Origin of the sequence: Legionella shakespearei DSM 23087 (assembly GCF_000373765.1) — a bacterium.
GTDB classification, from domain to species: domain Bacteria; phylum Pseudomonadota; class Gammaproteobacteria; order Legionellales; family Legionellaceae; genus Legionella; species Legionella shakespearei.
In genome coordinates, this window is record NZ_KB892404.1 from 149,750 (window position 1) to 169,823 (window position 20,074).

Below are 20,074 nucleotides of genomic sequence, written 5' to 3' on the forward strand. Positions count from 1 at the left end.
AAACTAGTTGCTCTTAGGGCATCAATTCTTCATACACTGTTAAATGCTGGTTTACTACCTGTTTAATATCAAAAGTTGTTTCAGCAAGATTACGCCCGGCTGCACCAAACTTTTCACAAAGATCTTTATCGTCAATCAAAAGCTTAATGGCATTTGTAAGGGATAATTCATCTTTAGGGGCAACTAAAAGTCCGGTCTCATTGGGAATGATTGCATCACGGCAACCTGGAACATCTGTAGTTACCACAGCGCGACCTGTTGCCGCTGCTTCCGCTAATACTTTAGGCAATCCTTCAGAATAAGACGGTAATACAACAATATGTGCTGAAGTTAACACATTAAACATGTCACTTTTATGCCCCCACCATTCAACGATACCTTTATTAACCCAAGCTGTGATCTCATCACGGCAAAGGCTGCTTGGATTATCCGGATCAACATCTCCAACAAGAATGAAACGTGCACCATGATATCCAGCCAGGGCTCGTGCTGCGGCAGCAAATTCACGGACACCTTTATCTACCAGCAAACGCGCGGCCATCATCACCACGGGAGGGACATCATGGGCAATTGGGGTGCTGACAAACAGATTCAAATCAACCCCTGAACCGCGAATTAAGGTCACGAATTTATCCTGAACCTTACACACTCCTTTAATTAAACTCCAATCGTTTTGATTTTGGACAATAATTCGAAAATTAGGATGTTTCAAGGACATTCCATACAGCCCGGTTACAATAAAACGCCTGAACCAGGCAAATCTATCCTGGGCGATAAAGACATATCCCATACCTGAAATAGCTGCAACTACAGCAGGAACACGTTGTATTCTGGCAACAATTCCCCCTAATAAAACCGGTTTGATTGTAACTAAATGGACTATATCTGGTTTGACTCTACGAAAAAGGACAGCAAGATCAAACAATAATTTTAAATTAAGAAAAAGATTTTTACTGCTTCTATCTATTTTTAATGGATGGACGATAAAACCTTTTGCTTTCAATGCTTCCGCGTGTGATGTAAGACTGGCAGCAATGTGTACTTCATATCCCATTTGAAGAGCAGCTTCTGCAATAGGTAACCGGTGAGAGATAAAAAACCAGTCAACATTGACGACAAATATTAATTTTTTTTTCAATTTTTTTGCTCTTCTAACCAAGATTGAAACATTAACACACCCCAAAGATGTTGAGCCCAATTTCTACGCCCGCTCAAATGTTCATTCCACAAAGTACGAATGGGTTCGGGTTTTAAATAGCCTTCTCGGTGTAATCTATCAGCATCTAATAAATCTTCAGCCCACTCGCGCAAAGAACCTCTAAGCCATTGTTCCAAAGGGATACCAAAGCCCATTTTCGGCCTGTTAATCAGAGATTCTGGAACATATTTATAAAGCACTTGGCGAAGAGCCCATTTGGTAACACCATTTCTCAGTTTAAAATCCATGGGCATGCCCCATGCAAATTCAACTACCCTATGGTCAAGTAATGGCACTCTGACTTCCAGACTTACTGCCATAGCAGCCCTATCAACTTTAACTAAAATATCATCTGCCAAATAACCCATAGTATCCAAGGCCATCATTCGCTCTATAGGATTAAGTGCATCCAATGGCGGAGAAAAACCCGTTAAAAATGTTGGTGGCTCTTTTCCATTAAGAACTAATGCGGATGGATCCATACAATAAGAAATTAATCCCATATATAATTGATTCATATCAGAGCTGGGTAAAATATCAGCACCTTTATGCAGCATATCACCCAAACGTCCACGCTGTCGATTGACAGGCAAATATTTTGATAGCGCATTCCACCAGTCTGGTGAAAATAATTTAATTCCTCGTGCAGCCATTGTACGAATCATCATGGGTACAGGAGATATCTTTTTCCATACATAAGATGAAAAAAGATATCTATTATAACCACAAAACAGCTCATCCCCTGCATCACCAGACAAAGCAACCGTCACATGTTGACGAGCCATCTGAGATATTAAAAAAGTCGGTATTTGAGAGGAGTCAGCAAAAGGCTCGTCATAATATTTAGGAAGATAGGGAATGATGTCTATCGCTTCTTTAGGGGTCACATAAAGTTCCGTATGTTCTGTTCCTAAACAATTAGCCACCGCCTTCGCGTGTTCGGCTTCATTAAAAGCCTCTTCATGAAAGCCAATAGAAAAAGTTCGGACCGGCCTCGAAGACTGCTGCTGCATTAAAGCAACAATAGTAGAAGAATCAATCCCTCCAGACAAAAATGCTCCCAAAGGCACATCGGCTACCATTTGTTGTTTTACCGCAGACCTCAATAAATGTTCAAGCTCATCAAGTACTGTATCTTTTGAACGCTCCATGCGATTTGCAGCACCATTGAGGGCTACTTGTGACATGGACCAAAAAGCTTTGATCTGCGGCTCACGTTTACGTTCAGAAAGGCAAAGCATAGTACCCGGAATGAGTTTATGGATTCCATGATAAATGGTATAGGGAGCAGGAACATAATTATGACGAAGAAACAAAGTTAAAGCATCTCGATTAACGGTATCTTTAAAAGTTGGAAATTGTTTTAATGCCTTCAATTCAGAAGCAAAGAAAAATACTGCCTTGCTACCCTCTCCTTGCCATCCAAAATATAAGGGCTTCTCTCCCATACGATCACGGGCTAAAAACAATTCACGTTCTTTGCGATCCCATACAGCAATAGCGAACATTCCTATACAACGCTTCAGTGTTTCTTCAAAACCCCAAAGCTCTATTGCGGCTAATAAGGTTTCAGTATCTGAATGTCCTCTCCACTCAATCCCCGCATTTAATGCTTCTATCTCATTTCGGAGTGATAAATGATTGTAAATCTCCCCGTTAAATACAGTTACATAACGTCCCGTTGACGAAACCATAGGCTGATGTCCAGCATCAGAAAGATCTAAAATAGCAAGACGCCTGTGTCCCAAGGCAACACCAGCAGAAGCATCAACCCACAGCCCATGATCATCTGGACCACGCGATTTGATAGAATGCGTCATCCTGGTCAGGATAGTCCTCATATCTTCTTCATTCAGTCCCCACCATGGGGTAAAATATCCTGTAATTCCACACATACGATTTATCTCATTGTTATAACTGCATACGTATAAGGCTTTAAGGAACTGCCTAGCGTCTTACCTACATGGCACTTACTTAAATTTTTCCTCTACTATTCCCTGCTTCTTGCCCCACGGACTCAAGAAACTCCTTCTGTATCAGCACCAGGAATTCCGCAGATTAGGCATGGAACGCAGGCTATTAATGATTTAAGCATTTATTCATGCTGGTAATAAGAAATTTTTAAATTGATTAAAATGTTGAATACTACACCAAGAAATCATTATACTCGAGAATATTTTTTTAAGTGATTCTTCAGTTATAAGATTTTAGGAGGCTTTTTAATGAGAAAGCATAGAATTGCTCTTATTGGTTGCGGGCGCATTTCACACAAACATCTTGAAGCAATTTATCAAAACAGAGACAGACTGGAACTGGTGGCATTATGTGATATCGATCAGACCAGGAAGGATAGTGTAAACATAGACGTACCTTTTTATACATCACTGGAATCTTTAGTAAAAGAACAGGATTTCGATTTGGTTTCACTGTGCACACCGAGCGGTCTTCACCCACCCCAAGCCATATTTTTTGCAGAACATGGAAAACACGTTATCACGGAAAAACCCATGGCAACGCGCTGGCAAGATGGCTTAGCCATGATTAAATCATTTGATGCCGCAGGAAAACATCTATTTGTAGTGAAACAAAACCGTTTGAATCCAACAGTACAACTCTTAAAAAAGGCTATTGATGAGCATTGGTTTGGCAAAATATACACCATTCACTCCAATGTTTTCTGGACTCGTCCCCAAAGCTACTACGATCAGGACAAATGGAGAGGCACCTGGGAATTTGATGGTGGGGCACTGATGAATCAGGCCAGTCATTATGTAGACCTGCTTGAATGGCTAGGTGGCCCTGTAGAATGCGTTCAGGCTATGATGGCTACTCAGGCAAGAGATATTGAAGTTGAGGATTCTGTTGTCGTCAATATGAAATGGCGGCGTGGAGCAATCGGCTCCATGTGTGTATCCATGCTGACTTACCCTCAAAATATGGAAGGTTCCATCACCATTCTGGGTGAAAAAGGAACGGTACGCTTAGGTGGTGTAGCATTAAATTCTTTTGAAGTCTGGGATTTTGAAACAAACCTGGCCCCTTCACTTGCAGCGGCAAATGAAGCGGGATACCAAACAAACAGCGTTTATGGCAATGGCCATAGTCCTTATTATAAAAATGTTCTAGACGCATTGGATAATCTTGATACGGCTATTGCTGATGGTAGAGAAGGTCTGCTCTCTCTGGAATTATTGATTGCCTGTTACCGTTCAGCGCAGAGCAAGAAATCAATTTATTTACCATTGGAGCTATGATGGATAAAGCGTATTTTGTTCATGAAAGCAGTTACATTGATGACCATGTTGAACTCTGCGAAGGAGTCAAAGTCTGGCATTTTTGTCATGTTCTGGGACAAACAAAAATTGGTGCTAATTCCTCTTTGGGACAAAACTGTGTCGTCGGCCCCAAAGTTACTTTGGGCTCCAATGTAAAAGTACAAAATAATGTCTCCATTTATGAAGGCGTGATATGCGAAGATGATGTATTTCTTGGCCCATCTATGGTGTTTACTAATGTTATAAACCCCAGAAGTTTTATCAATCGCAAAAATGAATTTAAAAAGACCTTAATCCGGAAAGGAGCATCTATAGGTGCAAACGCTACTGTTGTCTGTGGTGTTACTATCGGTCAATATGCTTTTGTGGGAGCTGGTGCAGTAGTAACTAAAGATGTTCCTGATTTTGCCTTGGTAGTAGGCAATCCAGCGCGCAAAGTAGGCTGGGTGTCTATTGAGGGTCAAAAACTTGATTTTTCCAAAAGTGATACAGTACAAGTTAACGAATGGACTTACATTTTGGATAATGACCTGGTAATTGGTAAAAATGGATAGTAAAGCACCTTCATTATACTTTAATTGTTACATCTGATATCATGCGTACCAAATAAAAAGAGCATATATTTAAGGAAATTCATTCATGAGTAAATTAAATGGCGCAAGAGTATTAGTCATTGGCGGCGCAGGATTTATAGGTTCGTTTGTCGTCAGAGAACTTTTAAAATCTAAAGTCGGCGAAGTAATCATTTATGATAATTTTACCCGCGGCAAATTGGATAATATTAAAGACAGCCTTGCCGATCCCAGATGCTCTGTTTTTCCATATGGTGGGGATATACGTGATTTGGATGTTCTTGACAAAGCTTTTGAAGGAATAGATTACGTTTTTCATTTAGCCGCTATGTGGCTTCTGCACTGTAAAGATTTTCCAAGAACAGCTTTTGAAGTAAACATTGGCGGCACATTTAATGTGCTGGAAGCCTGCGTTAAACATAAAGTTAAAAAATTAATCTATTCATCCAGTGCATCTGTATATGGTGATGCAGTGCAAGTGCCTATGACAGAAGAACATCCCTTCAACAATAAAAATTTTTATGGTGCCACTAAAATTTCAGGTGAAGCAATGTGTACCGCCTTTAACGACCGCTATGGTCTGGAAATAGTCGGCTTAAGATACATGAATGTTTATGGTCCTGGTCAGGATCAACATGCGGCTTATTCCGGTGTTGTCCCCGTGATGTTAAATAAAATAGACGAAAATGAAGCGCCAACTATCAACGGTGATGGTTCACAGGCTTATGATTTTATTTATGTCGAAGATACAGCCAGAAGTAATATCTGTGCCTTGGAATCAAATGTAAAATTCGGCTTCTATAATGTGGGTACCGGAATACAGACTAATATCAAGACCTTATGTGATCTTATATTACAGTTGAAGCACTCAAAATTAAATGTTATATACAAGCCTTACAGTGCTGATGATGCCAGACAACTGGTAAAAAATCGCATTGGCTCACCAGTCAAAGCGCAAAAAGAAATCAGCTTTGAACATAGTTACGATTTGACGCAGGGATTAGAAAAGCTCATTTATTGGCGTGATACCGGTAAATTTGATTTTAGCAAACGCGAAGAAGCAGAATTAGTTTAACATTTGGACGATAAGAATGCATATTCCAATTACTAAAGCAGTATTTGACGAAACAGAAATGGAAGCTATTATTCAGCCTCTGAAAACAGGCTGGGTAGTCCAAGGCCCCTATGTAAAACAGTTCGAACAAGATTTTGTTCACTTTACGAAAACATCGTATGCAAAAGCAGTAAGTAACTGTACCACTGCCCTGCACCTTGCCCTCGAAGCTCTTGGAGTTGGCGCTGGTGATAAAGTTGTGGTTCCTTCATTTACTTATGTCGCCTCAGCTAATGCCGTTGAATATACAGGTGCTGAAGTTGTATTTTGTGATGTAGAATTGGATACCTTCAATATAGACCCTGTTAAACTGGAACAGATCCTTCAAAATGAGTCGGGAATCAAAGCAGTAATGCCAGTTAATTTGTTTGGCTTATGCGCCGACCTCAATAAGATTAATGAGCTGAAACAAAAGTACAATTTTTTCGTTGTTGAAGATTCTGCCTGTGGTTTTGATTCCTGGCTCGATGGCAAACACTCTGGGACTTTTGGTGATATTGGCTGTTTTTCATTCCATCCGCGCAAATCAATCACTACTGGTGAAGGCGGAATGTTAACGACTGATGATGAACAACTTTATACAAAACTGACTCAATTATGCGATCATGGGGCATCCAAATCAGATCTACAACGTCATCAGGAGCATGGGGGTTCTCTTCTACCAGAATTCAAGATACGCGGCTATAACTATCGCATGACTGATTTCCAAGGTGCTTTAGGTGTTAGCCAAATGTCAAAAGCTAATTGGATCATGAATAAAAGACGTGGAGTAGCAAGTCAATATGATGAAGCACTCAGCAAATTCAGTTGGCTAAAAAGACCATCAGTTTCTGAAGGTTATATACATGGTTACCAATCCTACGTTTGCCTGTTTACCTTGGGAAACAACCTGGCAGAACTGACTAAAGATAAAATTGATGCCATCAATGTGAAAAGAAACCTGTTTATGCAGGAATTAGAAAAGCGCGGTATAGCAACACGTCAGGGAACTCATGCAGTTCATACCCTGACCTATTACAAAAACCGCTACAATTTACATGATGAACAATTCCTCAACTCTTACATTTCAGATCGCTTGAGTATCACCCTACCCTTGTATGCAGAAATGACCCCCGTTGAATTTGATTACGTTATTCAAGAGATGAATAAGGCTTATGAATGTGTGGTATAACCGGAGTTATTTCTTTATCAGGTAGCAAGATAAATACTGATCGAATTAAAAGCATGTGCGATGTCATAGAACATCGCGGCCCTGATGGCGCAGGATATTTTCTTGCGCAAACGGGGGTTCATCACCCCAGAGAACAGCAATACCATCAAGCGCTGACTGAAAAAAAATATTCATCGACAATGAGCATGTTGCCCAGCATCGATGATCCCCAAGCCAGAAACTATCTTAATGCACATCATTGGGATCTCTATTTTGGCCACCGTCGTTTAGCTATTCTGGACTTAAGCCCCTCTGGTTTTCAACCTATAAGTGACATATCTCAAAATGTATGGGTTACTTATAATGGAGAAATATACAATTTCAAGGAAATCCGTAAAGAACTTGAGGGCATTGGTTACGAATTCTTTTCTACAACGGATTCTGAGGTTTTAGTTAATGCCTATATTGAATGGGGAATAGAATGTGTTACCCGATTTAATGGCATGTTTGCTTTTGCTTTATGGGATAAAAGACGAAATAAAGTTTTTTTAGCTCGCGATCGCTATGGCATAAAGCCTTTGTATTACCATAAAACAAGAAAAAATGAACTTGTTTTTGCCAGTGAAACCAAATCAATTCTGGCGTATCTTGAAGATAAACCGAAAGTAAATCCCAACGGCATCATAGAATATTTTGTTTTTCAAAATTTAATTTCAGAGCAGACTTTAACCCAGGATGTTTATTTGCTCCCCCCAGGGCACTATATGGAAGTTTATCTTGGCAATGATCCCAAAAACATCATCAAGCAACATTGGGATTTTAACTTCACCGAATCTACAGAAATACGCTCCGAAGAAGATTACTCCGGTGAGCTAGCTTATCTTTTTGAACAGGCGGTAAAAAGACAGCTTGTCAGTGATGTGGAAATCGGCAGTTATCTTAGTGGTGGTATGGATAGCGGGTCAATTACAGCCGTAGCTGCCAATCATTTGCCCTACATGAAAACCTTTACCGTGGGCTTTGATTTAAATAATGTATCTGGGTTGGAACTCAGTTTTGACGAACGCGCCAAATCGGAGCTCTTATCCTATCTCTATCATACAGAACATTATGAAATGGTATTAAAATCCGGCGATATGGAGCGATGCCTCAATGAATTTGCCTGGCATATGGAAGAACCAAGGGTAGGACAAAGTTACCCTAATTTTTATGCCGCAAAACTCGCCAGCAAATTTGTGAAAGTGGTTCTATCGGGAACTGGCGGCGATGAATTATTTGCCGGCTACCCATGGCGTTATCAACTCGGTGATCGCCATGGCAATGAAAGTAAACGAGTGAATGAGTATTTTCATTTTTGGCAACGCCTCATTAAAATCTCAGATTTAAATAGTGCATTTGGCCCTCTGGCTGCACATGTCAATACCGACCTGATAAAAAATACTTTTTATAACGTCTATAACAAGCATATCGATTCCGGCAAAAATAATTTTATTAATAATGCGTTATACTTCGAAGCCAAAACCTTCTTGCATGGACTTTTGTTAGTAGAAGATAAATTATCAATGGCGCACTCATTAGAAACCAGAGTCCCCTTTTTAGATAATGATTTGGTAGACTTTGCGCAAAAAATACCAGTTCATCTAAAAGTGAAAAAGACATCTGCAGAAATGCAGGTTGATGAGAACCGTGTTGGTACAAAACACCAAGTCAGCATCAAACCTGGTGGAGATGGTAAACTGATTTTGAGAAAAGCATTGAGCAAATACATGCCGTCTGAGTATCTGAACGCAGCAAAGCAAGGCTTTTCTTCACCGGATAACAGCTGGTTTAAAGGGCAAAGCATCGATTTGGTTAAACACAGATTATTGCCCCGGAACGCAGCTTTATATAATTATTTGGATCATGACTTTGTTTCATCTAAAATCGAGAGGCATTTTAGTGGTATTGAAAATCAACGCCTGCTAATATGGTCTTTATTAAACTTTAGCTACTGGATCGAAATTTTTGGTAACTAATTGTGGTTAATCCGTGGTCTGAGTTTTCTCCATAAAAAAACCTTCTGTAAATTGAGCTAATGAATCGAAGGCATTTTTACTATAGCTTGTAGGAGGTAATTACAAATAGACTTCGTTTCTCGTATGGTTGCCTTCTGGAGATATGTCCTTGTTTATGTTGATACCACTGAAAATGATAAAGGCCTTGGCGCCCTTCATTGAAGAATTAAAAACCTATTAGATTCTAAATCTTGCAATTCTCAACGATAGTCATCGCCAAATTAATAGCGCTTAATATCCAATACGTCAATGGAAAGCTGAGGTATGGTAAAAATCCTACAGTTTAGAAAAAATCATATGTTTGAATGCATCGAAATACATTATAATAGGAAAATATTTTGCTCACTAATCGACTGAGCAGAAGAAAAATCAGAGGTGTTTGAAACAAAAATAATAGCTTAGCAGAAAGATCTAAAACAGTATCAATAGCATTTAAAAACCCGGAGATATCATTGATTAAGAAAGCTTTATTTATTGGCAGTAAGCAATTTGGCTTAGATACATTAAAACTTATAAGTGAGCTATCTCCAGGTTTAATTACGCGAGTTATTACATGTGATGACAGTAAAGATCCAAGAAATCGAATGGATGAATTTATAGCACATGCAAAAAAATATGACTTGGATTTATTTGTTTCAAAATCTAAATCTGTGACCCATGAAATAGTCAAAGATTACCAACCAGACTTATGTTTTGTAAATGGATGGTATCAGCTCCTTCTTGAGGAAACATTAGTGATTCCAAAATTCGGTGTTATTGGAATACATCATTCTCTGTTGCCCAAATATCGTGGTGGTTCACCTTTGGTATGGCAAATAATAAACAATGAAGAAGAACTTGGGACATCGATATTTTATTTGGATAAGGGTATGGACTCAGGTGATATTATATTGCAAACCAGTATTCGTAACAAAGGGTTGTACATTGATGAAGCTAGGCAACAATTGGAGAAAAAAGTCTTAAATGAACTTAGGATAATTTGGCCTGAAATAATAAGCGACACACATGAAAAATCACATCAATGTCATGAGAATGCAACTTACTGTGCACAGTTATTGGAAGAAGATGGAGAAATTAATTGGTCTGATAAACCAGAAAATATACTGTCGGGGATAAGAGCTAGATCACTTCCTTATCCGTGCGCATACTTCTTTTACAAAGAAGAAAAGATTAGGGTAACGCGCGCAAAACCATATGATACTATAATTTATGGACTTCCAGGTCAGCTTGTAGCATTTGAGGAACATACTGGTTATCCCGTTATATCTTGTGGTAATGGAAAAGCAATTGTAATTGAAAAAATATTAGCCCAAGATAATCAACTAGTCGCAGCTCAACAAGTTTTATCATCGACAAAAATCCGATTAGCCTGATAGTTTTGTTTGGATAGGAATAGCCGCCCCTACAAGTGAAGCAAAGTCTGGATTACGATCAAAGTATTTTAGATCCAATATGACCAAAATTTTATTCTGAAATAAATTATATTTGTAATAGCTCAGCCTCACTATAAGTTTTTATAGAAACTAGAGAGAGTAACTTCCTTTTAACATTAGTGTTGAAAGAAGTCTAAAGATTAAATATAGTGAAGAGCAAAAAGAATCTATTGACATTTCCTTAGTTTGAGACAAAATATATGTTTTTTCGAGCGCTAAATGAAAGTATAAAAATAAAGGATGACATATGTTTGTTGAATCAGTTACTGAATTGAATCCTGCACAAAGTAGTGAATTTCCCTCTTGGTTATCCCCTCTTTTAGCCAAAGATGAATCATTTATAAAAGAGAATGAACGTCTTATCAGATGTGAGCGCTCAGTATCGATGCAACAGCAACAGACTAAGGAAACCTTTGGTTTTAAGTGGAATAAAAGAGATACTTTTGAATCCCCTCAAAGCCTGAATCGCATGCGCCAATGGTTAGTAGAGCGATATGATGATGCAAATAAGATATTAAATTCATTTGAAAATAAACCCGTCTTACTTGATGCAGGATGCGGGGCTGGTTTGTCTGCTCTGGAATATTGGGGCTCACATTGTGACAAACTAAACTATCTCGGTGTAGATATTTCCTCAGCAGTAGATGTCTGCCAACAACGATTTATGGAAAGAGGCCTTAACAATGCAGTATTTTTACAGGCTGACATCGCAAATTTACCTGTCAATGCAGCATCCGTTGATATCATCTTTTCTGAAGGTGTCATGCATCATACTGATAATACAGAACAAACCTTTATGTCTTTGGCAAAGCTGTTAAAGCCAAAAGGGTATTTTATGTATTATGTATATAATCAAAAGGGACCAATAAGAGAGTTCGTTGATGATTATCTACGTGACAAATTACAAGCAATGACACCCATACAGGGATGGGATGCTTTAATGCCATTAACCCGTTTAGGAAAAACCTTAGGCGAATTAAATCTGGATATAGAAATAGAAGAATCTATTGATTTGCTGGACATCCCTGCGGGAAAAATTAATCTGCAACGCTTATTCTATTGGCATGTCTTTAAAGCTTTTTATCATGAAGATTTGACCCTGGATGAAATGAATCACATTAATTATGATTGGTATGCACCTAAAAATGCCCATCGCCATAGTATCAGTGAAGTGGAACAATGGTGCCAAAATGCATCCCTGTCCATAGAAAGGCAAGTGATTGAACCTGCTGGGATTACAATTATTGCACGAAAAAGTTAGGTACCCGGCAGACCGGTTACTTAGCTTTTTAGTAAAAGGTCAGCCCCTATCAAAGAACGGCCGTAGCTCGGCTGTGTAGCCCGGTCTGCTTGCAGCCGGGGACTGTGCCTGCTCTATCCTGGCTGCAAGCAGACCGGGCTACACAGCGGAGCAAGGGGCAAGATCTCCCCTTGACCTATTACGGATTTTACAGCTCAGGTTTATGCGCATAAAGTATATATTGTGTATCCTCGAAAATTTTTACATATTTTCCTAATGCTGAAATAGCACCTTCATATACATCCCCTGATTTTGACTGCTTATTTTGTAAAATATGAGTCACATTATACTGCAAACAAAGTTCAGGCAGATATTTAGGATTAACCATAGGATATTTATCAAATAGTTTTTCAAAAAAAATCCGATATTGACCTTGCATTGAAACATTGACCAAAAAGCCAATAATATTGGCCTTAGTATTTTTGAGGAAAATCCAGGACTCATTATTATTTAAACAAAATAGGTTTATATCCTTGCGATCCAAATGTGAAAATAAATTACTAAATGAATAGCGAGCAGCATATTGGTGTTTGAGCTGATATAAATTATATAAAAACCAAATGACATTATAAATTAAAATAAATGAGATCAAGGTTGAAGTATAAGCTTGAGGTATCACAGAAAAGAACAAAATTATTTGCAAAGGATAGGCAAACTCTATATACCTCTCTGCCTCTCCTAAAACTCTTGCCTTACCAAAATTAGTAACAATAAATGGGACAAATAGCACTGTAAGGATAATTAGTAGATAGTACTGATAGCCCTCTAAAGTCTCATGCATGTATCCAGCAATGCCCAGCACTAGAGCCAGAAAGTAAGTGGGATGTCTTAAAATAGAAGTAAATAGCTGATTAAAAAAAACCACTTCATAAAAAACACCTCTCAAATTCCTACTCTTTATAAAATTAATTAAGATAGAGAAGTTACTTCTATGACTAACAAAAGGATAGTTATATTTTAAATACCAATCCAAATGTAAGACATGCGCCTTAATTTGATGAATAAAAAATGATCTATGGAAAAATAGAGCAAAAAAGGCTGACAATACAATACATAATGCAATCTTGAAATCAAAAATTCCTGCTAATAATAAAGAAACCAGAACTTGAGTTCCAAACTTGGATGACAGTAATAATATGCTAAATAAAATAGAAGCAACTGAAAATGCTACATAATTGAAATCAGAAATCTCTAAAGAATTCGAGAGACTGATAATTAAAAAAAAGCAGCTTAACAAAAAAACAAACTGAGAAAAATTGCGAGGTGTTAATGAGAATGGGCGTGGCCCAATGAAAGAGAATGTTAAACCAGGAGCAAGAATATATGCTGATAGTACAAGAAGGGCATCATTGAAAGAAATCAAATGCATATGATATAAAACAGTAACTACAAGAAGACCATTTAGCAAATCAAATACAAAGCCAGAAAACCTATCCCAAAAACTGATAAAGGAATTTGGAAAAAAAGACAATAACCAATGGTAAAAGAAAGGATAAGTGCACTCATTACTTCCATAAACACGCTTTTCATGTTTTGGGAGTCTGTTGTTATTCTTCTTAAGAAGATCTATGTAATAAAGATGAAAATAAATATCTGTTCCATTGAAATCTTTCCATATAATTCTGGGTATAAGTCTAAGAAATATGCAACAGATCAGTACAAGGGGGCAAAGGAAGAAGATCATTTACAAAATTTTCCGCTAATATTTCGAGATGATCAATTATAATCTATTGAAAATTTAAATAAATACTTTACTCAAAAAGAGGCTGGTGGTATCAATTTTGGCTTCAGCAGTTACACCGTATTCACATCACAAAATATTAGCTGTAGCACCAGGAACAAGCGCTTCATCTCTGTGCTCAGTTCCGCTACCACGGTTTTTTACTAAATCACTAATCATATTAATCTATTCCTTAACGATTTTAATATTGTTGGTTTTGCATCTTCACCATTGGGTGTAGAAGCCTTTGTAATTTTCAAAGCTCCATCTCCACATGCGATAATAGGATCTGTTTTATCTCTCATCATTACTTGACCTGGAATAGCACAAAACGGAGAGTTATGGATAAAAGGTTCTACTTCCCATATAAAAATACATTGTCCATCTTCTTGAAAACAAAACGCACCAGAAAATGGGGCAGAAGATGCACGGACGAGAGCATAGATATTCTTTACTGATTCAGACCAATTGATTTTCCCATCATTGGGTTTTCTAGGGTAACAACGCAAAGCATCTCCTGGTATCAAACTTTGTTGTGTTTTGTTCAATACACCTTGTTGAAGTTGTTTGATCCCTGCAAGAAAAAGTTCAGGAATTTTTACATTCATCCACTGATATATATCACCAATATATGTTTTTTCGGTTAAAGGAAAAAATTCTTTTAAAATGATATCTCCACTATCCAGTTCTCCTGGAACCATTTCATGAATTGAAAGGCCAATCTTTTCTTCACCGTTTAAAATAGCCCAATTGGGGCATGCATTTCCACGATAACGAGGCAAATCACCCATATGCGCATTCCAAATACCATTTTTAAACGCTTTGCAAATAGGAGCTTGAAGTACATTCAGCCAATTCATACTAATAGCCAAATCGCACTGATATGACGAAAGCGTATTAACTCTTTCTTCTGTATTAATATTTAAATCATTATAAAAATCAGCGCCAATTTCATTTGCCAAATTTTCAAATTCAACAGATTCACAATCGTAAAAAGGCTCAGATCTGCACGTATATAAAAATCTAATTGGATAGCCTTCGTCTACAAGAATTTTTACTGTATTTAAAAGTGTTCTTGTTCTGCCAATAATTCCTATGTTCATATTTTCCCCTACAAATCCATACTATGGGACAAAAGATAGGGGATTTGTGTCGCAAAGACAAATCGATCCATTGTTGTGTTGGTCATTAGAGTTTGTAACTGAGAGCACACACCATATCTCTCACTCACATATGATTGAGCCTCGAATTCTTCAATACATGATAAAGATGACTGGATCTTTACCTTCAGATTCTCGTATTGTGAAAGACTGTGTGAATTCAAATAAACATGAATGGGATGGAAATCAAATATTTGATATGAGCCGTGATCGAATAAGATAGGTTTATTTTTGTTGGAATTAGCTTGGGATAAAAGGAATAAATCATCTTCCCACTGATAAGGGATCCGTATAAGAGAATTATTCGCCTCGTTTTCAAACGTAAAAGGTGTAAGATATGGATTGTCTGGTATATATAAAGAAAAATCATATTGAATTTGTGGATAATTCTTTAGAATATGAAAATACAAATGCGAATTTTGAAAGAGTCCATGAGTACGTATCGCTTTTGTATTCGGACATAAATTTAATACATAATCGAAAACTTCATCTAAAGATTGACCATGTGAAGATCTTGGAAGAAAATTAGGGTGGATTCCAAATTCAATAAGAGGATGATCTTTTAAGCTTTCAACAAAAATTGAAGGGTGTGTTAAAAATAATGTCCCAGGGACATTGTGTTCTTCTAAAATAGAAACAATCTTCCGAATAGCAAAGTCAGGAGCCCAATCAATATCGAAGGTAAGGGCAATAGGAAAATTGCTTTTTGCTAACTCCATCATGCTACCTGCCCCCCAATAATAACCAGCTTTTTTCCTTTTAAGTGCATTATCACCTCATTAAAAGTATCGTTTTTATCAACGTAACGTTTCATCTCAATCAAATTATTCAATATATCGGAAATAGAAAACCAAATACCGGCCAAGTTTTCCCCAACCTCCACACCTAAATAGCCAACATTGAGCAATTATAACGACCGTCCTTACACGTCATGAATCTGAATCCAAATCTATTTCCACAAAAAAGATAACGAGAAAGGCTCTAATTTTCTTTTGTTTTGCGTGCATGGCGACAGATTTTCTTAAAACAAGGCAAATATACTTCATACCCTTGCTCAAGTAAATGCTGATGAGACACACGGTAAACGCATCTAAATTTGACCAATCACTTTAGCCAGGTACTGAATATTGGTACAAATCTTACGCTGCTTCCAGCGTACGAAAGATAATCAATTTTTATCTATATTGCCAAACCTTTAATGCGGGAACCTGATCATTCCCCTTGCATACAGAGTCAATCCCTGCGCATTGAGGCTATTTAAACGGGTCTGACGTTTGCCAATTAAAATGGGTTGAAACTCAGCATTACGATCTCGGGGAACATAAATTGTAATCTAACCATTGCCTGTCCTTGCTGTCTTCTGTTTTTTTCCATTCCGTGCAGTGCAACTGCCATGTCCCTCAGGCGAGTGCTTCTTGTAGCCAAGCTGACGAGTCATTTCTGCCTCAAACATCCGTTCCATGAGACGCCGAGATAACTCTTTGATTATCCCCGCCAGAGCCAAAATAAATCATCTTGAGTCTTCACATTACCTACCAAGCCCCAACATTTCGTCACTGATATTCCTAGTCATAAATCCTTATTCACTAAAAATGGCATCCTTACTCAAGGCTGATTAGGATACCGGATTATGACCATTTACACAGTAAAAATGGCACTCTCTAAATAAATGCTTTACTCAAAAAGAGGCAGGTAATATCGGGACTCATTCAAATCAATTACTTTAACATCAAACATTCTTTGAGCCAAATTCTTGGCTGAACACACCATTTCTTTTGATCGAGCAGGATCATTAATGGACTTGAACATCTTTTCTGCCATATGAGCAGTATCTGGAAAATCAGCTAAGTACCCTGTTTCCCCATCACGAATTAGCTCATTGTGCCATTCTATATCAAAAGCGACAACAGGAACCTCTAGCAGAACTGCTTCAACCAAAGAACTACCTCCATATGAAATTATTGCAAGAGAAGAATGAAGTGCTGTTTGAGCGATAAATGCTCTGTTTCTATAGCCCAATAATATAAATCTTTCTTGGAAAGGAGAGTTTGAAATATATGACTGAATTTTTGATTTCTCGGGACCATCTCCAATAATGACATAATAAAGTTCCTCTTTAGTCATACTGCATAATTTTTCAAAGGCCTGTACAGTTTCCAATACCAGCTTTTCTGGAGCTAATCTGGACCATAGAGAGATAATTTTTCCTGTTTGCGGCAACTCCTGAAGCTGGTTTCGTTCTTGCTTTTGGATATTCAACATAGATAAATCAATTTTTATTCTGGATAATTTCGCTTTTTGAGGAGATGCCCCGCTAGAAATAGCGCTTAACATATTGTTTAAATTATAACCTATTACTCGATCGCAGGATCGATAAAAAAGAAAACTGATTAAATTATCCCAAGTAATCAGCAAAACCTCAAAAAATGGAGTCTTAATTTTGAACGGGAAAAAGGTTGGAAAAGGATTAAAGTAATAAATTAAATTAAAGTTTCCCCTTACCTGAGTCACTAATTTTATAGGCATTAACCATTTTAGTAGCATAGCACGTAATGCTAATTTGGTTGGGAACATCACTTCAACTACCTTTGGTGATATCTTTCTCACTACATTAAGCGTGATTGCTAACCCCCACAATTGTTGCATTGTCCTTGCAGTAAAAGGCAAAAATCTTTTTAACCTATCTAAAGGCATCAGAATATTGATTCCTACAACTTTTTTTCCAAAACGAAATACCTTGCTTTTTTCATTACCTAAATAGAGTACATAAGTTTTTTCAGCATGTGGTCTTTTAAAATACCACTCCAGATATCCAGGAGGATTACATTCTATGATCCGGTTAATTCCATCCTTTGAAATAGAAAGAAGGCAATTCTTTTGTGGTTTTAATTTAAATTTTCCAAAACATCTTCTGATTAATAAAATTAAAAGTCCTATAAAAGCAATAACTAACGCTGCAAAAAAGTCAAGCAGTCTAAAAAATTTGCGAAAAAATGAATGGAACATGGGTTCTGCCTCTTAGTAATTCAGCATTATACAATATAATCTACTTGTTTATTCTCGAGCTTATTATTTTTTTGTTGAATAATCTCGGATATATGTCCTTTTTCCATCACAATAATACGCTCGCATTCTTTTAAAGTCGTTAGCCTATGGGCAATCATAATAACTGTTCTGCTTTTAATTACTTCATATATGGTGTCCATAAGTCTTGCTTCGGTCTCATTATCTAAAGCCGAAGTTGCCTCATCAAAAATGAGTACCTCTGGTTCTCTGTATAAGGCTCGAGCGATTGCGATGCGCTGTCGCTCTCCTCCTGATAGGCGAACACCTCTATCACCAACTCTTGTGTTAATGCCATCTGGAAGTTGTTTGATAAACCTTCCAAGCTGAGCAGATTCAATTGCAGCCAATAAACGGGGTTCATCAACATCAGATTCACCAAAAGCTATATTCGCTTTTATAGTATCATCTGTCAGATAAATAGTTTGCGGCACATAACCTATCTTTTTATGCCATTGCAACGAATTTACAGGATATTTAGTATCGATAATGATGTTACCTGAAGAAGGCTTTAAAAGGCCAAGAATAAGATCGACAAGAGTTGACTTTCCTGATCCTGTTTCACCTACAATACCAATACATTCGCCTTTTTTTATTTGTAGTGTAATAGAGTTCAAAGCATATTTGTCAGTATTTAAATAACTAAAACTAACATTTTCAAGTTTAATATCTTCATTAAAATCCAATTCAGGTAAATTTAAATAATGCACTTTAATTCCAGCTTGAACATATTCATTATAAACACGCTCAATTGATGGAATAGTTGATTTAAATATATTGAGCTGGTTAATAATGCGATTCAAACCAGGCATCAAACGGAAGCCAACATATAAATACCCTCCCAGGATTCCTATCATCTGGTCAGTGCTTTCCAGATTAAAACTAAGTAAGGCAACTACAGTGACAAATAAACCTACAAATATAATTTCAATAATGATTCTTGGTAGTGCATTAATGCTTGTTTGCATTGCCTGTACTTGCGATCTTTTGAGGGAATGATGGCGATATGCATCAATAAAAGCATCTTTTTTTCCAAGTAAAACAATCTCTTTAAATGCATGAAAGAACTGAATCAGATTTTGACTACTATAAAGAGCCGACTCTTGCAGTTTTTGACCAAATCGATAAAATTTTGGAAGAACTCCTTTTGTTACAATTGCTCCCAAAATAGCTCCAACTCCAAAAATATACAGCGCTAAAGATGGATTCAAGCAGATAACCATGCCTATTAGACAGAAGAAAATTAAGCTTTCCGATAAAATACTGGCAATGGAAATCATACCATTTGTAAATATCTGTTCTGCATCCCCACCCACCACTTGTATACCTAAAGAAGAGTTACGAGTTAAATAAGATCCATAATCCACTTCGGCGTAACGGTGAAGAAGTTTGTTTTTAAAATGATAACTCATTTTTTGAATAGAAAAGGTTTGATAAAGAACTTCTGCGGCAGCAACCAGATTTTTAATAAGATATATTATCCCCACAGAAATAGCTATGAAAAATATAATACGTCCAGGAGCTAAGTCATTACCAAAACCAATCATACTTAAATATTTTTGGCCTACATGAGGCTGATTTAACACTTGTGCGAACACAACTATTACTGATGCTGTCACGATCTCCAAGAAGCAACTGCATAGAGAAAAAGCGACAATACCAAACCACTTAAGTTTTTCTTCTTTAGTAAGTAACAAACTCAGTTTTTGTATTGCAGATAAGATTGAGGGAGTTGACATAATATCCTAATATTCCATAACATCTACAGTCCGGATGAGCATAATATAAGTCCGCACCAAATCATTACTGAAGGCTATTGACTTTCGATATAGTAACTCGTCATAGAAAAACATCTAAACACACTCCTGTAACTTTCTCACTAAAGTTAAGAAGTATATGTAATAAAATATCAATCCGCCTTAATAGAATAGCTTTTGAAGCTATATTATTCATGAACAGAAAATACAACAAAGCGTGTTTTTAATCAAGAGATTTTGTGATTACTCACGATACAGAAAGAAGTATTTTAAGGTTA

15 protein-coding genes and 1 pseudogene are annotated in these 20,074 nt (G+C 37.3%); 7 read left to right on the top strand and 9 right to left on the bottom strand.

Features of this window, described 5'->3' with window-relative positions; translation table 11 throughout:
* Positions 1–13: 13 nt before the first annotated feature.
* Positions 14–1,138 (bottom strand): glycosyltransferase family 4 protein, encoded by a 1,125-nt coding sequence (locus tag B094_RS0109595; protein WP_018577595.1) that lies wholly within the window; start codon positions 1,136–1,138, stop codon positions 14–16.
* Positions 1,135–3,093 (bottom strand): asparagine synthase (glutamine-hydrolyzing), encoded by a 1,959-nt coding sequence (asnB, locus tag B094_RS0109600; RefSeq protein ID WP_018577596.1) that lies wholly within the window; start codon positions 3,091–3,093, stop codon positions 1,135–1,137. The genes B094_RS0109595 and asnB (B094_RS0109600) overlap by 4 nt, the downstream gene beginning before the upstream one ends.
* 327 nt (positions 3,094–3,420) lie before the next feature.
* On the opposite strand from asnB (B094_RS0109600), the gene B094_RS0109605 reads away from it, so the two are divergent.
* The 7 genes from B094_RS0109605 (at position 3,421) to B094_RS0109635 (ending at position 12,057) form a co-directional block, all read left to right on the top strand.
* A complete protein-coding gene (locus tag B094_RS0109605) occupies positions 3,421–4,452 on the top strand; it encodes a Gfo/Idh/MocA family protein (protein WP_018577597.1) in 1,032 nt (343 codons plus the stop codon).
* Positions 4,449–5,027, top strand: a complete 579-nt coding sequence (locus B094_RS0109610; RefSeq protein ID WP_272946940.1) for an acyltransferase — start codon at positions 4,449–4,451, stop codon at positions 5,025–5,027. The genes B094_RS0109605 and B094_RS0109610 overlap by 4 nt, the downstream gene beginning before the upstream one ends.
* An 85-nt stretch (positions 5,028–5,112) precedes the next feature.
* The gene (locus B094_RS0109615) at positions 5,113–6,120 is read left to right on the top strand and encodes an NAD-dependent epimerase/dehydratase family protein (protein ID WP_018577599.1); all 1,008 of its coding nucleotides are present in this window, start codon (positions 5,113–5,115) and stop codon (positions 6,118–6,120) included.
* Between the two features lie 16 nt (positions 6,121–6,136).
* Positions 6,137–7,330: a DegT/DnrJ/EryC1/StrS family aminotransferase gene (locus B094_RS0109620; protein WP_018577600.1), complete on the top strand. Its 1,194-nt coding sequence runs from the start codon at positions 6,137–6,139 to the stop codon at positions 7,328–7,330.
* On the top strand, positions 7,318–9,324 hold the full coding sequence (gene asnB, locus B094_RS0109625; protein WP_018577601.1) for an asparagine synthase (glutamine-hydrolyzing): 2,007 nt from the start codon (positions 7,318–7,320) through the stop codon (positions 9,322–9,324). The genes B094_RS0109620 and asnB (B094_RS0109625) overlap by 13 nt, the downstream gene beginning before the upstream one ends.
* A gap of 491 nt (positions 9,325–9,815) precedes the next feature.
* Positions 9,816–10,736: a methionyl-tRNA formyltransferase gene (locus tag B094_RS0109630; RefSeq protein ID WP_018577602.1), complete on the top strand. Its 921-nt coding sequence runs from the start codon at positions 9,816–9,818 to the stop codon at positions 10,734–10,736.
* Positions 10,737–11,043: 307 nt separating this feature from the next.
* Positions 11,044–12,057: a class I SAM-dependent methyltransferase gene (locus B094_RS0109635; protein WP_018577603.1), complete on the top strand. Its 1,014-nt coding sequence runs from the start codon at positions 11,044–11,046 to the stop codon at positions 12,055–12,057.
* A 187-nt stretch (positions 12,058–12,244) separates the two neighbouring features.
* On the opposite strand, the gene B094_RS0109640 is transcribed toward B094_RS0109635, so the two are convergent.
* From B094_RS0109640 to B094_RS0109675, 7 genes and pseudogenes are all read right to left on the bottom strand, one after another.
* Complete coding sequence (locus B094_RS0109640) at positions 12,245–13,465, bottom strand: hypothetical protein (protein WP_155823780.1); 1,221 nt, start codon at positions 13,463–13,465, stop codon at positions 12,245–12,247.
* Between the two features lie 527 nt (positions 13,466–13,992).
* A complete protein-coding gene (locus tag B094_RS0109655) occupies positions 13,993–14,919 on the bottom strand; it encodes a methionyl-tRNA formyltransferase (protein ID WP_018577607.1) in 927 nt (308 codons plus the stop codon).
* Positions 14,920–14,927: 8 nt separating this feature from the next.
* Complete coding sequence (locus B094_RS0109660) at positions 14,928–15,698, bottom strand: polysaccharide deacetylase WbmS family protein (protein WP_018577608.1); 771 nt, start codon at positions 15,696–15,698, stop codon at positions 14,928–14,930.
* Complete coding sequence (locus tag B094_RS0109665; protein ID WP_018577609.1) at positions 15,695–15,883, bottom strand: hypothetical protein; 189 nt, start codon at positions 15,881–15,883, stop codon at positions 15,695–15,697. The genes B094_RS0109660 and B094_RS0109665 overlap by 4 nt, the downstream gene beginning before the upstream one ends.
* Before the next feature lie 288 nt (positions 15,884–16,171).
* A pseudogene (locus tag B094_RS17705) lies at positions 16,172–16,480 on the bottom strand (transposase).
* A 170-nt stretch (positions 16,481–16,650) separates the two neighbouring features.
* Positions 16,651–17,982: a glycosyltransferase gene (locus B094_RS0109670; protein WP_018577610.1), complete on the bottom strand. Its 1,332-nt coding sequence runs from the start codon at positions 17,980–17,982 to the stop codon at positions 16,651–16,653.
* 26 nt (positions 17,983–18,008) lie between these two features.
* Positions 18,009–19,778: an ABC transporter ATP-binding protein gene (locus B094_RS0109675; protein ID WP_018577611.1), complete on the bottom strand. Its 1,770-nt coding sequence runs from the start codon at positions 19,776–19,778 to the stop codon at positions 18,009–18,011.
* Positions 19,779–20,074 lie beyond the last annotated feature (296 nt).